Origin of the sequence: Varibaculum vaginae (assembly GCF_900604285.1) — a bacterium.
GTDB lineage: Bacteria > Actinomycetota > Actinomycetes > Actinomycetales > Actinomycetaceae > Varibaculum > Varibaculum vaginae.
In genome coordinates, this window is sequence record NZ_UWNY01000003.1 from 43,597 (window position 1) to 59,259 (window position 15,663).

7 protein-coding genes are annotated in these 15,663 nt (G+C 51.3%); 4 read left to right on the forward strand and 3 right to left on the reverse strand.

The features are described 5' to 3' along the window. The first annotated feature begins 115 nt into the window (after positions 1-115). Positions 116-8,818, forward strand: coding sequence for a SpaA isopeptide-forming pilin-related protein (locus EFB02_RS08155; RefSeq protein ID WP_122821094.1), 8,703 nt, complete (start codon positions 116-118; stop codon positions 8,816-8,818). A gap of 132 nt (positions 8,819-8,950) precedes the next feature. On the opposite strand, the gene EFB02_RS08160 is transcribed toward EFB02_RS08155, so the two are convergent. From EFB02_RS08160 to xseA, 3 genes are read right to left on the reverse strand one after another with little or no spacing between them, the layout of a single operon-like run. Then, entirely contained in the window at positions 8,951-10,423 is a 1,473-nt protein-coding gene (locus EFB02_RS08160; RefSeq protein ID WP_122821095.1) for an LssY C-terminal domain-containing protein, read from the reverse strand. A gap of 2 nt (positions 10,424-10,425) precedes the next feature. Further along, positions 10,426-10,641, reverse strand: coding sequence for an exodeoxyribonuclease VII small subunit (locus tag EFB02_RS08165; protein ID WP_122821096.1), 216 nt, complete (start codon positions 10,639-10,641; stop codon positions 10,426-10,428). 9 nt (positions 10,642-10,650) lie between these two features. Next, on the reverse strand, positions 10,651-11,919 hold the full coding sequence (gene xseA, locus EFB02_RS08170; RefSeq protein WP_234992800.1) for an exodeoxyribonuclease VII large subunit: 1,269 nt from the start codon (positions 11,917-11,919) through the stop codon (positions 10,651-10,653). Between the two features lie 79 nt (positions 11,920-11,998). On the opposite strand from xseA, the gene EFB02_RS08175 reads away from it, so the two are divergent. The 3 genes from EFB02_RS08175 to ychF all read left to right on the forward strand — a co-directional run bounded on the left by EFB02_RS08175 (position 11,999) and on the right by ychF (position 15,659). Next, entirely contained in the window at positions 11,999-13,003 is a 1,005-nt protein-coding gene (locus EFB02_RS08175; RefSeq protein WP_122821097.1) for a 4-hydroxy-3-methylbut-2-enyl diphosphate reductase, read from the forward strand. 8 nt (positions 13,004-13,011) lie between these two features. Beyond that, positions 13,012-14,481 carry an alpha/beta hydrolase gene (locus tag EFB02_RS08180; RefSeq protein ID WP_122821098.1) on the forward strand — a complete coding sequence of 490 codons (1,470 nt, stop codon included), beginning with the start codon at positions 13,012-13,014 and terminating at the stop codon, positions 14,479-14,481. Positions 14,482-14,582: 101 nt separating this feature from the next. Beyond that, on the forward strand, positions 14,583-15,659 hold the full coding sequence (gene ychF / locus EFB02_RS08185) for a redox-regulated ATPase YchF (RefSeq protein ID WP_122821099.1): 1,077 nt from the start codon (positions 14,583-14,585) through the stop codon (positions 15,657-15,659). Positions 15,660-15,663 lie beyond the last annotated feature (4 nt).

Genomic DNA, 15,663 nt, shown 5'->3' on the forward strand with positions numbered 1-15,663 from the left:
ATTAATGTACTATCATTGTTAAAGATGTGTTGAAGCTGGATGGCTGCCTTATGGGGCGGTTGCCCTGTTATATGGGAGTTTAGGTTTGACTAGTAGGGTGCTGAGTAGGCGGTTAGTGGCTTCGCTATCAGGGTTAGGGCTTTTGTTGTCCACTTTGTTGGTGGTGGTTCCGCTTACGGCATCGGCGAAATCGCAGTCGGTTAAGGCTTCTTCGGTATCTGCTGCTTCCCAGTCGGGGATGGCTAAGGCGGTGCGTTCTGGGCAGCGGGTTGCGGGGCTGCTTAGTTTGCAGGATTTGTCGGCGGGGGTGCCGCAGGAGCTGCGTAGCCCGGCTCCGCTGGGGCAGGGGGCGCCTCTGAGCGACCCTCGTTTTACTTATAACGGAACGGAAATCACCGGTCTGACTGCTAAGGGTAAGGAAGAACTCAAAAAGAAGCATGACCTGACCATCCCTGATGGCACCACCAAGATCGCGGCGGAGGTGTTTTCGGGGCAGGAACTCACTCAGGTCACTTTGCCGGCTTCGGTGACTGAGGTCGCGGACCGGGCATTTTACGATAACCAGATTGCGGAACTTAGTGCGCCGGGATTGAAAACTATTGGGGCGGGCGCGTTTCAGAGGAATAAGCTCAAGGTTTTTGAGTCTTCGACGGTGGAGGAAATCGGTGATGGCGCGTTTACTAATAACCAGCTGGAAACGCTAAAGATTACTGATGAGCGTCCGGATGATACCAGTAATCCGCCTAAGCGCTTGACTAAGATTTCGGATAACGCTTTCCGTGACAACCAGCTGAAAACGGTGGAGTTACCTCGGTATGTGACCGAGATCGGGGCTAGTGCTTTTGCCAACAACCAGCTCTCGGGAATCACCCTTCCGCCCAACTTGCAGAAGGTAGGGCAGGAAGCCTTTAGTGGCAACCGAATTGACAAGGTGCAGGTTCCTAAAACTGTTACTGATTTTGGTTCGGAGGTTTTTGCCAATAATCGGCGTTGGGTGATCCTAGAGAAGGCTGAGGGGGAATCTAAGCTCCCGGATGCGGTTTCTTCCCAAAAGTACGATTCTGGTTTTGGGCAGGTGGCTGCGGAGGACGCGGTCTCGATCACCATTAAATATGTGGAGGAAGGCTCCGGTAAGCCTTTGCGTGGCCGGCAGATTTTGCAAAGTGAGTTTACTGAACCGGACGGGGTCTATTTCGCGGGTAAAGAAAACACGATTAAGGCACCGGAATTTGCTGGCTATGAGGCTACGGAAACCTCTAAAAAGTTCACGCCGGAAAAGGGTGCGAAGAATGAGGTTACTTTTACCTATAAGAAAACCGATTTTTCTCCCACTATCAGCGGAGAGATAAACAAGCATATTCCACATGGTGATGACGGTTCTGCAAAGGCCCTATTTAAGGGAGTGACCGCGAAAGACACCGATGGTAAGGATATTACAGAAAGTCTAAAGGTTTCTCCCGAAAAAATTGATACCAGTGTGCAAGATGCCGTTTACGACATTTACTACACTGCCACTGATTCTAAGGGTCGCACTAAGACTGTTAAAGGCAAGGTCGCGGTAGGCCCGGACTGGCCAGAGCAAATTATTTGTCCGGGTTGGCAGGTAAAAGATTTCACCTACAACGGGGGAACTATTACCGGGTTTAGTTCTAGTGGTAAAGAAAAGCACGAGAGAGGAGATACTAAAAAGGAGTGGTGTTGGCCGACCTTTGGGGACAAGGGGCAGCCGATCACAGAGATTGGTGATTATAATTTTAGTAGTAGTAAATTGACTTCCCCGCTGACCAAGCTCCCGGAGTCTTGGGGATCGATTACCAGGATCGGATCAGGTGCATTTTCTGGGCAGCAGATAACTTCACTTCCTAAGTCTTGGGAAAGAGTTACCGATATTGGATCAGCAGCTTTTCATGGCAATCAGCTGACAAAGCTGCCAGATTCATGGGGCTCAATTGAAACTCTGAATGATGATGTTTTCACGTTTAACAAGTTGACGCGACTTCCGGATTCTTGGGGGAAGATTACCAAAATTGGGAAAGAAGTCTTTTGGTCTAACCAGCTGCAGTCGATTCCAAAATCTTGGGAGAAAATTACTGAGATCGGAACATGGGCGTTCTGGTCCAACAAGTTGCAGTCCCTTCCGGATTCTTGGGGAAATGTCTCGAAGCTGGGAGGGAACGCCTTTGCTGATAACCAGCTGACGTCCCTGCCAAACTCTTGGGGCAAGATTACCTCGTTGCCCTCTGGGGTGTTTAGCAGTAATAAGCTAGTTTCTCTACCAGCTGTCTGGGAGCCGATTAACGATATCGGAGACAGCGCATTTAGTAGTAACAAGCTGACTAGGCTGCCGGATTCTTGGGGAAATGTCTCGAAGCTGGGAGAGAACGCTTTTTCTAGCAATCAAATTACTTCTTTACCTCTTTACTGGGGCAAGATTACCTCCTTACCCAATTTTGTCTTTGCAAGTAACAAGATTGCCTCGCTACCTGTCTGGGGGTCGGTTAAAACTATAGGTAGATATGCATTCTCGGAGAATAAACTGGTTAGTCTTCCGGAATCTTGGGAGGATGTTGCCAGCGTTGGAGTGGGAGCGTTTTATAATAATCAGTTAGAGGTTCTTCCGAAACATTGGGGGAAAATCAACGAAGTAGCAGAGCTGACGTTTGCACGTAACCAGTTGAGATCGCTTCCGGCTTCTTGGGGGAAAATTACTAAAATCGGTGAAAAGGCTTTTAATGATAATCAGATAACCGCTTTGCCGGATTCCTGGGGCAAAGTAAATACTCTAGGGAAAGAAGTTTTTTACCAAAATCAAATAACTAAAATAGATGCTCCCTGGGGGCTGATAACGTATATTCCCTATAATGCTTTTGCTACGAATAAAATCACTTCCCTGCCGCAGAGTTGGGGCAAGATTACCAGCCTGGGAGACAACGCTTTCCAGGGAAATAGACTACGTTCATTACCGGCTTCCTGGGGAGAAGTTGCAGAACTGGGAAGACAAACCTTTGATACCAATCAGTTGCTTGCACTACCAAAAACTTGGGGGAAAATTACCGAGATTCCATATTATTGTTTCTCTGATAATAAGCTGCGTTCCCTTCCCGAGGATTGGGGGGAAGTAAAAGAGATTGGTGACAATGCTTTTTCACTTAACCGTATTTTAACCCAGATTCCGGACAACTGGGGAAAGGTAGAGTTGCTTGGCGGCGCCGTTTTTGCCAATGCGGATAATCTGAAGAAGATTCCGGATTCCTGGGGCAAGGTTAGGAAAATTGAGGGAGGTGTTTTTGCTGATACCAAGGTTCGCGCTCCAGTTTTCACAGTTCCTGAGGAAGAACTGGAAAGAACCGTAAAAATGCTGACAGCTGATCGTGACTTTCGAGACAATATATTGTACGTCCCCGGCCCGCTGTATTTGCGGCCGGAATCGGGTAAGAATCCTGCGGGAGTAGCCTCCGTTCCCGGAAAGATCATTATTTTGGTGGACACGCGGGTTAAAGCAGAATATGTCGATGAAAATGGTAATCCCCTCCATGAGCCCACCGACCAGGTAATCGATACTGCTAATGGGGCGCATGAGTACGATGTCGTACCTCCCCTGATTGAGGGATATTCGCTGCCGGCGGTGCAGACCGTTCCCTTAGACGGGATAGATAAAAATCTTAAGTTCGTGTATAAGCCGATACCAGCCGAACTCAAGAATAAAACCTATGCTTATTTGGGGCTAGTGGGGCGGTTAATGAATGAACCCAAGGATGGGGACGGTAATTACCCGGCTTCGGATACTTTGCGGGAGCAAATTGGTAATAAGCTGCGCACTGACCTTACCTATGGGGGAGATGCGCAGGCGACTTTGCAGAACGGAACTATCCGGATAACTTTCGATTCCGAAAAGGTAGAGTTCGTGGAAGCAGGGATCTCGCCCGGTTCCTCCTTTACTTCCGCAAAGGTAGTCGCCCCCGGGGTCTTGGATGTGAAAGTTAAACCCAAGTTTGGTGGTGATACAGGAGTTACGATTCCGATTCACTGGCGTTTAAAGAAACGGGTGACGCCCGCGGATGGTTCTTTTCCGCTTAAAGCCACGTTGCTAGAAAAGGTCGGCGATGGTCTTTTCCCGGTGAAGCCGGCTGCTAGTTCTCAGACCGGTCCGGTTAATTTGGAAGGCTATTACCTGATGCCCCAGTTCGAAAAGACTGTGGGCTGTTACCGTTCAACCTGTCGCAACTACACGCAAGATGATAAGGGCAATGTGGCAGAAAGCGGGGAAAATGCGGTTACCTTTACCTTCGGAATTCCCGGGGGATTATTCCGGAACGTTAAGGGTATTACCATTACTGATCAGCTACCGGTCTATACCAAGGCGGACGGTAGCCAGGCGCGTGCCCAGTTCAATCCGAAAGAGAATGATCTGAAGTGGACGCAAAACGGTGATCAGATTATTTATCGTGACCCAGAGCGGACGATTTTTTCTGAGGATGCTTCTTTAGCGAGCGTGCGTTTGCATTTCCCGGGGGCGAAGCAAAAAACCCGAATAAATAATGATGCTAGTTATGTGCTTACTCCCCATGAAGCCGGCCCCAACGAGGCTCCGATTACCGGGCAGGCGACAACGGACTTTGTGTTTTATAAACCAGTAGAAACTAATCCCACAGGTACCGCCCTGGATAAAAAAGCGGACGGACCGTATTGGCGGTATGGGCAGGCAGTATTATTCGATACGGCGAACGGACGCCAGCAGGAAATCGACTGGACTATTAATACCCTCAACACCACCTCCACCTCCGGGGTAGTTAATGTTGAGGACAGGGAGCTGGATAGGCGCCTGTACTATACGGCGGTTACTCCCGATCCTTTCTTCGTGGGCGGGAAGTTAGAAATCCTTAGTCCCACCGGGGCAAAAGATCAGTACAAAGTGCTTTATTCTATAGATATTTCCGCTGCGGGCAGGATAGAGCTGCCGGAGGAGCTTACCCAGAAGTACTCGAATATTTGGTTGCGCTGGACCAGTAGAGTCCAGGCGGAGCCCGGGCGTAAGACTGTTACCAGGATACATACTCGTTTGCGGGATAGCGCCCAGCAGCTATGCAAAACCCAGAAGCAGGATAGTTGCGGGGGGCCGTTATCTAACCAGGCGCGTTCTGGGGAAAAGATCACGACTGCGCAAATCGAGGTGTATCCGGAAGGAAAGACCATCAAGGCTCTCAAACGTAACACCTATGAAACCAAAACTGTAACCGGAAAGACTGGTGTCTATACGGTGGGAGCCCAGGTAGAAACTGATTATGGGGAACCGCTGACTTCGTTCCAGTTAGTGGATGTGTTGCCGCCAGGTCTGGATTTGCAAAATGTTGCTATGACCCAGGCTTTTGCCTCGCTGCCGGGCGCGGGTTACGAGATTGTTAGTAATTGGAATAACACCGGGCGGACTGCAGTGGTTTTCCGGGCGAATCAGGTGTCTGACCCGCGTGATGTTTATATGGTGGGGCAGTTAGAAACCTACGTTTCCAATCGGGTTGCAGACGGGGACATGGTTAATGATGCGTTTGCACGCGCAGACGGGAAGATTAGGGAGTACTTGAATCCAACAGAAAAGGATCCGGATCCTGTGGCCGGGCCAGGAATCTGGTCGAAAGCCGCTAATACCACTCAGGTATCGGCAGGTAGTGAAGTTTATGTTCGTAAGCTGATTCGACAAAGCAAGAAAAATGCTACCTGGGGGGGAAAGATCGAGACCGCAGCGGGAGTCCCGTTTGATTACCAGTTGCGGGTATCATACGGCAAACAGGCAGAAACTAACCCGATAATCTACGATTTGTTACCGGTGGCAGGTACTCCTGCCCGTGAAGGTTCTACTTTGAATAACCAGTATGACTCTACGCGAAATATCAGTATTGAGATGGCGGACGGAAAGACCCCGTCAAAGTGGACAATCCAATATACCTGTGACCAGGGTTTAACTAAGGAGCAGCTACCCGGCGCTAACTGGCAGAATGATGATGCTTGTGGGCAGGTTACAGCTCTGAAGTTTGCTAGTACTGCCCAGCAGGAAGCTCGCAGTGAAGTGCGGATTACGGTACCGATGATTGCCGGCCCTAAAGGGGCGGATCCGCGCTCACAAGAAAACTTTGGTAAACAGGGGATCAACGATTTCTTGTACTACTCGGGTACCCGTCCCTCCGAGCTGTACTCTAACTCGGTAATCAATACCCTGGTTCCTCCACCTTCCAATATCGTTTTGAAAAAGACCGGGTACGGTAGGAGCAGCTATACCCAGCAAGACGGCAAGATTGGCTATACTCTCACCGAAAAACCGTTGGCGGGGGCTAAGTTTGGTTTATTTAATAAAGAGGGCGTGCTGCAGGCAACCACGCTTTCGGATCAGGATGGGAAAGTTGAATTCCGGGAGGTTAAGGCGCGGCCTGGTTGGGTAGTGCGCGAGCTGGAGGCTCCCGATGGGTACATAATTTCTGCTACCGGGTTTACGTTGCAAGCTGCGCATTTCAGCGATAAAAACTTCAATAAGCAGCGGAAAGCCTATGAGATTAAGTTAGGGACGGTTAAGAACTTTAGCCGCTGGGAGCCGATTGAGCCGGTTAAAGGAAAAGTCTCTTTCAAGAAAGTAGATGCAAACGGCAATCCCTTGGCCGGTATCGAGTTCACGGTCACTCCGCAACCGGTACAACAATTTAAGCGTGACGAACAGGGCAGACCGATTCGTGATTATTCAGGAAAATATGAGCTAGAAGAGGATCCTTATGTTCCTAATTCGCCGGCGATTACGGTGCGTTCTAATACCGATGGCGAGGTTAGGTTCGTTAATCTTCCGGCGGGGAAGTGGCAGCTGACTGAGGGTAAGACCCCTGGTTTGGTGCAGCCGATTAAGCCGATTGATTTTACGATTACTCGTTGTTCAAAGTCAGAGTGTACTCCTACCCGCGGGCTGGATTTAAAGCTTGGTGATGATGGGGTGCTGAAGAATGATAAGGGCCGGGTGGAACTGGTTAAGCTGGGCGTGCGGGGCATGGACCGTAAGGGTAAAAGCTTTGGTCAGTGGCAGCGCGGTGATGGAGTAGTTACCGGGGGCGCGACCTTCAAACTGTATAAGGGGACCATAGGTGACCCTAATCCGAGGGAGTTCACTACTGCTACTGATGGTCAAAAGAATGTTATTTTGGATGATCTGGAGTTAAACCAGGTTTATACCTTGCAGGAGGTTAAGGCTCCTAATGGGTATATTTTGAACCAAGCTTTGCTGCAGTTCCAGATTAATACTGCCGGTGAACTGCTAGACGCGTTAGGTCAAAAGCTGGCGGTGCAGGATTTGTTGGCGGTTCCCAACGAGCAGGAGAAACAAAAATCTTCGTTGTTGATTACCAAGGTCGATCCTGAGGCGGAGACCGGCAGTAAGGCGATAGCGGATACGGAGTTTACTTTCTATAAGCAAAACCAGGATGGATCCTGGCCAGTAGGCCCGTGCGATCCTGCCACTACGGATGAGCACGGGAAGTTTGAGTTTAAGGCGCCGTGCGTAACCGCTAAAACTAATCAGGCAGGCCAGATTGAGTTCGTGGGTCTTACCGGCGGCCTATATAAGGCGGAAGAAACCAAGCCTAGCAGTGGTTATTATCTGACTAATGGGGTGGCTAAGACTTTCCCCGTTGATGATTACAATCAGCAGACGCTGACTTGGACAGTAGATAATAGTCGTTCCCGGTTGCAGGTTTTCAAGTTTGAGCCTCTGGTGAAAGGGGTTAGCGAAGATGCTGCCGATATGGTGGTGTCCGAGAATAAAGATCGGGGAGCGGTTAAACGGCCTGCCCAAGTCGCCGGTTCCTTCGATGTGGTGATTCCGCTTGCGCGCGCGAAGTTCACTTTGTTCGACTCAGATGGGAAAACCCCGTTAGCGGCTGATTTGGAAACCAATCGTGAGGGCATAGTTGAGGTACCCGCAAAAGTTAATCTGGATGCGGATAAGACCTATGTTTTGAAAGAAACGAAGGCTCCTGACGGTTATATCGCTAAGTCGAATCCGATATCGGTGAAAATATCTGATTATGCCCTGCTTAAAGGGTTCACCGGGTTAGTGACTATGGAAGTGCCTAACACTAAGAACACCGGTAGTGTCACGGTTTCTAAGCTGGCTAAGGAGACTGGTAAAGCTTTGGCGGGGGCAAAGTTTACCCTTACCGGCCCAGACGGTACTAAGAAGGAAATGACTACCAACAAGGTAGGGTTGGCTACCTTTACCGGTCTTACTTTCGGTGCCGAATACACGCTGGAAGAGACTCAGGCACCTGACCGTTACCGGAAAGATGCTAAACCCATTCCGGTTAAGGTTACCGGGGATAACCCGGTGATTACGGTGGTGCGCTATAACGAGTTGGCAGAAGTAGAAATCGAGCTAAACAAGAAAGATGACGCGAATAAATCGATGGAGGGCGTGGTCTTTGAACTTAGCCAAGAAGGCGCGAGTACCCCTCCTGAAACTTTGATTACCGGCACGGACGGTAAAAAGAAATTCAAGGTGTTCCCGGGGCAAACCTATGTGCTAACAGAGATCAGCACCAACCCGGGATATGCCCTGTTGCCGCAGCCGGTGAAGTTTGAGGTAGCCGGGGACGGGAAAGTGACCGTTATCAGCGGCAAGGGTGATGTAAACACGGTTAGTGGCGGGGATAAATCCCTGACCGTCACTAACTACCCGGAAGGCAAACTCCCACTCGCCGGATACGCCGGATCGCTAGAAATGCTCCTGCTCGGCTGCCTAGTTCTAGCAGTGGCTATGGTAATCACCCTGGCCGAAAGAAGAAGAAAATAACCAGCAGCCAGTAGCTCCCCACCCCAGGCAACAGGGGTAGGGAGTGGAGTTCGCCCTCGCGTAAGAGTAATAACGTGGGTGTGCTGATTCTGCATTTGGCTAAAAGCTAGGGGTAGCGGCGGAACCCGCTGGTTACTCTACCTTCACCCAACGCCGCGCAGCCGGAGAAGTAATCGCCAAGATTGCCAGCACCGATAGGGTAGTGGAAGTAATCCACAGGGGAGTACCAGACGCGCCCTCAATCCCCAAAGACTCCATCATGCGCACAAATATCGTTGCCGTAAGTACCAACAGCAAGCCTAGGCGCATCCATTTTTGGTGAGATAAAGTTCCCACGATTAGCGCCGTCAGTAACACCGCTAACGCCATGAAACCGTAGCCCGCCAGGCGAGTCTGGTAAAAAGAAAAGCCCAAATCATCAGCGTATTTCGGGTTCGCAGCCAAGATATAACCAACAACCGCCAGTTCCAGGGCGTGCAACGCGGTTAAAGTAATCCCGCAAGCCAACGAAGTTGCCGGCACCTCGCGGTCACGCAGTAGCCGGCGCTTCTTTTTCTTTTCTGTCTGTTCGCGGGAAGAACGCAAATACCCTTTGTGTTGCAAAGCCAAGTTTTCGTGCGGATTTATGTGTTCTTCGCTTACCAGGTTGGCTTCAATCACCGGCAAGCTACCATCGGTTTGCACCCGGTCACCTCCGCCATTGCGCGAGTGATAGGCGCTGGTAGCATCGGGAATCACCTCCACCTCTACGCTGGTGCAGGCTTCGCGGACGGTATCCACTACATGGTCACGCTCAATATCGATGTTCTCATCAATCTTGTGAGTGATTTGCAAAGTAAACAGCGATAAGCCGACTGCTTTATCGAAAGTTGCCGCCGCCAGCCAATCAACCTGGAGTCCTCCCGGCAGTTTCCATCCCTCGGGAACTTTCCAAAAACGCACATGGTGCCGCTTACTGGGATTACCGTCTACCTCTTGTTGATAGGCAAAATCTTGTTTCCTGCCAAAAAGATAGAGCGGAGAAACCGGAGCCGCCGGATAAGAGCGTTTAAAAACACTGGCCAAAACAATTTTCCAAGAAGAAGAAAGCGTGATCTCGTCAGCCAGCGTCCAACCGGCTGCCTGCATCGCCAGGTGAATATCATCATCTTCCCCCAGCCAAGCCAGGTTAATGGGATCCCCCAAAATCCCATCCCCAGTTTTAGAACGCCCAATGTAATAATCCGGAACATAGAGCGAAGACATTATTTGATGCAGACGCGGCAGCGCCAGATAAGCCAAGAGTACCCAGAAAAATGTTAAATAAACCAGAATCACCAGAGAAAGCTGGAAACCATGTTTTAGCAGGATCCAAGCCAGACGCACGGTTAGAACCGCGGCGATTACCACAAAAATATAATCTATTACCTGGTAGGCAGTCAGGGGAGCGGAGCGGTGATAGCCCAGCTTATGCCCCAACTCAAAAGGCAGGTGCTCGCCAGTTGCGGTGTCTTTGTCGGTAGCAGAATCTTTGTCGAAAGTTGCTAAGGACCCCGCGTCTGCGCCCTCCGATAGCTGTTCCTTAACCCCGGTGGCAAGCGCCGGATCGTCCTCGCTGGTAGTCATGACTATTCCGATTGTTTAGCCTGTTCCAAACGTTGCTTGGCCTCATCCAAGAAGGATTGACAGTGGCTCGCGAGTTGTTCCCCGCGCTCCCACACCTTTAAAGATTCCTCGAGTCCCAGCTTGCCCGACTCTAACTGGGCAATCGCGGCTACCAATTGTTCGCGCGCCTGCTCATAGGAAAGTTCTGCCACCGGAACTTCTATGTTTTCTTCACTCATCATTGCCTCCTAAGCTTTTTTCTGATTCGTACCAAAAACCTTGGTTACTGCGGTGCCATCAGCGAAAATCGCCTCCAGCAGATCGCCTTTACTTACCTGCGATACCGAATTAATCACCCCACCGGCAGGTGAGCGCAAAATACTGTAGCCACGCTCTAAAATCCCCTGGGGAGAATAGGCGATCAAAGCATCGCGCCATCCGCGCAGGGAAGTAAGTTGGTTTTCCAGCTGGGTTTCAAAACGAAAACGCAGCCGTTGACCCTCTAGTGCCAAAGAATGTTCCTGAGCCGCAATAACCGCGCTAGGATCGGCCAGGACCGGGCGGGCACGCAACTGGGCTAACTTCCCTAAATGTTGATCTAAGAGAGCGAGCATCTGGGTGCGCAAACGAGAGCGGGCGCCCTGGACCCCCAACAATTCCTCCTGTAAATCCGGGACAATTCTCCGCGCCGCATCGGTGGGGGTAGAGGCCCGATAGTCAGCCACAAAATCTAGCAGGGGCGCATCCTCCTCATGCCCGATGGCAGAAACTAGGGGGGTGCGTGCCGCCGCCGCTGCCCGCACTAAAGATTCTTCAGAAAATGGCAGCAGATCTTCGACTGCGCCGCCGCCGCGGGAAATCACAATCACCTCTACCTGGGGGAGGGCGTCCAGTTCGGCTAGCGCCTTACTTACCTCGCCGGCGCAAGTGGGGCCTTGGACTGCTACTTCCCGCACCTCGAACTCGGCTAGTGGCCAGCGTGCCAAAGAATTCACCATTACGTCCTGTTTGGCTTTAGCGTTGCGCCCTACAATCAAACCGATTTTGCGGGGAATCACCGGCAGCGGCTGCTTGTTTTCCTGAGCAAATAGACCCTCTGCGGCCAGTTTCTTACGCAGTGCCTCAATCTGGGCAAGCAGGTTGCCCACCCCGACTGCATGGATCTCCTTAGCCATCAGCGAAAGAGAACCCGAGCCCTCATAAAAATCGGGTTTGGCATACACAACAACTTGCGCGCCCTCGGAAAAATCTGCCCCCACCGAGTCCAGAACCGTGGGCCAACACTTCACCGTCATCGAAGTACTTTGGTTAGTGTCCCGCAGAACAAAGAAAGCCATGCGCGCGCCCGGACGGCGTTTATATTCCACGACTTGTCCGCTCACCCACAGCGGCGACATTCGGTTCACATATTTCTTGATATTAGCGGTCAGCAAAGACAGCGGCCACGGGTTATCCCGAGTGGTTTGGGCAGCCGTAGGAGCCAGCGGGGTTTGTGAACCCTGAGGATTTGTGTGCACCGCTTCATTCTACCCGCAGGTACTAGTCGGCCTTCTCACCGGTTCGGCGGGAAACAAAATACCTGGGTAGGATAGGGACGTGGCAACGAAGAAAGTACTCTTGGCATCCCCGCGCGGTTACTGCGCGGGAGTCGATCGCGCGGTCGACGTAGTAGAAAAAGCCTTAGCGCTCTATGGAGCCCCAGTTTATGTGCGTAAAGAAATCGTGCACAACAAGTTCGTGGTCGAACAGTTAAGTGCCAAAGGTGCTCGTTTTGTAACCGAACTCGATGAAGTCCCCACCGGAGCGCGAGTGGTGTTTTCCGCCCACGGAGTATCGCCCCTGGTGCGAGAAGAAGCTGAGCGGCGGGGACTAAAAACTGTCGATGCCACCTGTCCGCTGGTGACCAAAGTGCACCGCGAAGCCCTGCGTTTTGCCAAAGCTGACTATGACATTGTGTTGGTAGGACACGAAGGACATGAGGAAGTTGAAGGCACCCAAGGGGAAGCTCCCGACCATATCCAAGTAGTAGGCGATCCCGAAAGCGTAAACCAAGTGCAGGTGCGAGACCGCGAAAAAGTGGTGTGGCTATCGCAAACGACTTTAAGCCTCGATGAAACCCGAGAAACCGTAGAACGACTGCGGAAACGATTCCCAGAATTGAGTGATCCCCCCAGTGAAGATATTTGTTTCGCCACTCAAAACCGGCAGGGGGCTGTAAAAAAGATTGCAGAACGAGCCCAGGTGGTAGTGGTAGTGGGCTCAGCTAATTCCTCGAACTCGGTGCGACTAAAAGAAGTAGCCGAAGTAGGCGGGGCTCAGCGCGCCTATCGCATAGATAAAGCCTCCGAAATGGATGCGGCCTGGTTTGACGGGGTTAAAACCGTGGGGCTAACTTCTGGAGCGTCCGTGCCAGAAGTGCTGGTGAAAGAAGTTTTAGCGCAGCTAGCGCAATGGGGTTTTGAGGACGTAGAGGAAGTGGAAACCGAGCGGGAAACAGTAACCTTCGCTTTGCCTTTGCCCCTGCGTAAAGAACTCAAAGAAGCCGGGATGATAAAGACCGACAACCGTCGGCGCACCAACGATCCGGGGCACACCTGTTAGAGGTAATCGTGCTGACCTCACTATCCTTCGTTACCCTCTTTTGCCTAGTAGCTGTCGTCTTGCTGCTTGCTTTGCCGCAAATAATTCGCAAACCGGGGCGTTATATACGCTCGGTTTTGGCGGTCTTATTGATAGCCGTCATCCAGGTGGTAGCAGTCGGCTTGCTGGTTAACTTGCCGATGCAATACGTGTCCACCCCCTCTGAGCTGTGGCGTATGGTTAACAATCAGCAAGACACCAAAGTGAGAATCAGTGATACCCAGCGGGGATCAAACATAGTCGCAAAGGAATCTGGGAAAGCAGGCAAACGCGTACCCGCTGCCTCAGAAAAAATAAATCCCTTGACCTCGCCGGCCTTGCCGGGACAAGAAGAATGGATACCTAGTTTTAAACCCCTGACAAAGGGTCGGCAGTTAACGGTTTTTTCCGGGCCAAAATCTGGGGTAAAAGAGCAGGTTGTCGTGTGGACGCCGGAGGGGTATGATCCTGCCGATAAAACCACCACCTATAACGTTTTAGAGTTTATCCACGGATATCCGGGATCTCCGGTATCGGTCGCCCTTGCCCTCGATTTTTCTAATAATCTGCAAACGGCAATTGATAGCGGAGAGGTCGCTCCCACCATTGTGGTTATTCCGGAAGGAAACGTTGGGCTTAAAGCTCCTACCTGTGCTGATGTGAAAAATGGGGTACGAACCGCCACCTGGCTCAGCTTCGATATTCCCAAAATGGTGCGCTCTAGCTTCCCTAATGTATCTGATAAACGAAAAGACTGGATGATTACAGGGAACTCCTCTGGAGCTTATTGCAGTGCCCGCTTAGGGATTCTCTACGGGGACGTTTTTGGAACTAGTGCAGTGCTTTCCGGCTATGATCAACCCATTGTGGGATCTTGGGGAGGAAGTAACAGTGCTGGATTCCATGACAATACCCTTTCGGTACTGATGGGGGGAAAACGTCCCTGGACAGTAAATATGTATGTTGCTGGGGCGCGGCTAGATAAAGATTCTTTACAATTAGCGAAAACATTCTCGCAGGCCTCCTTTAAACCAGGCGACCGGATACAACTGAGTATCACCCGCAAAGGCGGACATAATTGGGCTACCTGGCGTGAACAAATGCCAGAACTTTATCGCTGGTGGCAAGAGATACGCACCAGTGCTACTCCTAAGGCTGCCCAGATTAAAGGCGTGGATTCGACGCTGACTCCAGATGCCGGGCCGGGAATATTTTCCCTCATGGGGTCGGGAACTATTGCGTTTGCAGCTGTGCTGGCGATCTTGGGGTTGGCGGCGTTGATTTACCGGGTACCGAAAGTCATGAAAACTGGCACTCGCTCCGCCTATTTACTCTCCCTCGGGGGATCGATAGCAGCGATGCTTATGGTGATAATCGCAGTGCTACTCCCGATAAACCGCTTGGGGGAGTTCTATACTTCGTTGGCAGAGATCGTGCAGACCCTTACCGGGGTAGGATAACGGGAGTCGCTTCGAGGCAAGCCTAGCGAGGGTGTACTCGGGAACCGCCTATTTTCACGGCCAGATTTCCTGCCGCTTTCGCCCTTCGATAGGGTAGAGACGTGGCTTTAACAATTGGGATTGCAGGATTACCGAACGTAGGTAAATCAACTTTGTTCAATGCGCTCACCCGCGCAACCGTACTCGCCGCGAATTATCCGTTCGCCACTATCGACCCTAACGTGGGGGTAGTGCCGCTGCCGGATCCGCGATTGAAAAAACTGGCGGAAATGTTCCAATCTGCGAAAACTGTGCCCGCCACGGTTTCTTTCGTAGATATTGCGGGAATCGTGAAAGGCGCTTCCCAAGGGGAAGGGCTCGGTAACCAATTCCTAGCCAATATTCGGGAAGCCGACGCGATCTGCCAAGTTACCCGGGTGTTCAGCGACCCCGATGTGGTGCACGTAGATGGCAAGATTGATCCCGCCTCCGATATTGAAACTATCTCTACCGAGCTAATCCTGGCCGACCTGCAGACTCTAGAAAAAGCCGTTCCGCGGCTAGAGAAGGAAATTCGCGGGCGTAAAACCCCGCCGGAAGTGTTAGCGGAAGTAAAGAAAGCGCAGGCAATATTAGAGGACGGCCAGCTGCTATCAGCGCATAAAGAGCTGGATAAAGAGTTGCTAAAAGAATTCCAGTTGATGACCGCGAAACCGTTTATCTATGTGTTCAATATGGATGCCGAGCAGGTGCTGGATCAAGACCAGCGCCGCGAACTCGAAAAGCTGGTAGCGCCGGCGAAAGCCATCTTCTTAGATGCCCAGTTCGAGGCCGATCTAGTGGAACTAGACGAAGAGGACGCCCGGGAAATGCTGGAAGAATCCGGGCAAAGCGAATCCGGCCTCGACCAGTTAGCCCGGGTAGGTTTCGATACTTTAGGGCTGCAAACCTATCTGACTGCCGGGGAAAAAGAATCCCGTGCCTGGACGATTCATAAAGGTTGGACTGCCCCCCAAGCTGCCGGGGTAATCCACAGTGATTTCGAACGCGGATTTATTAAAGCCGAGATTATTGGTTTTGACGAGTTAGTGGAACTCGGGTCGATCCACGCTGCCCGCGAGGCCGGAAAACTGCGTCAAGAAGGCAAAGAATATGTGATGCAAGACGGAGACGTAGTCGAATTCAAATTTAACGTCTAGCGTT

Bases quoted from the DNA above. Each gene is read 5' to 3' on its own strand.
- EFB02_RS08160 (WP_122821095.1), bottom strand. From the start codon at position 10,423: ATGACTACCAGCGAGGACGATCCGGCGCTTGCCACCGGGGTTAAGGAA.
- EFB02_RS08165 (WP_122821096.1), bottom strand. From the start codon at position 10,641: ATGAGTGAAGAAAACATAGAAGTTCCGGTGGCAGAACTTTCCTATGAG.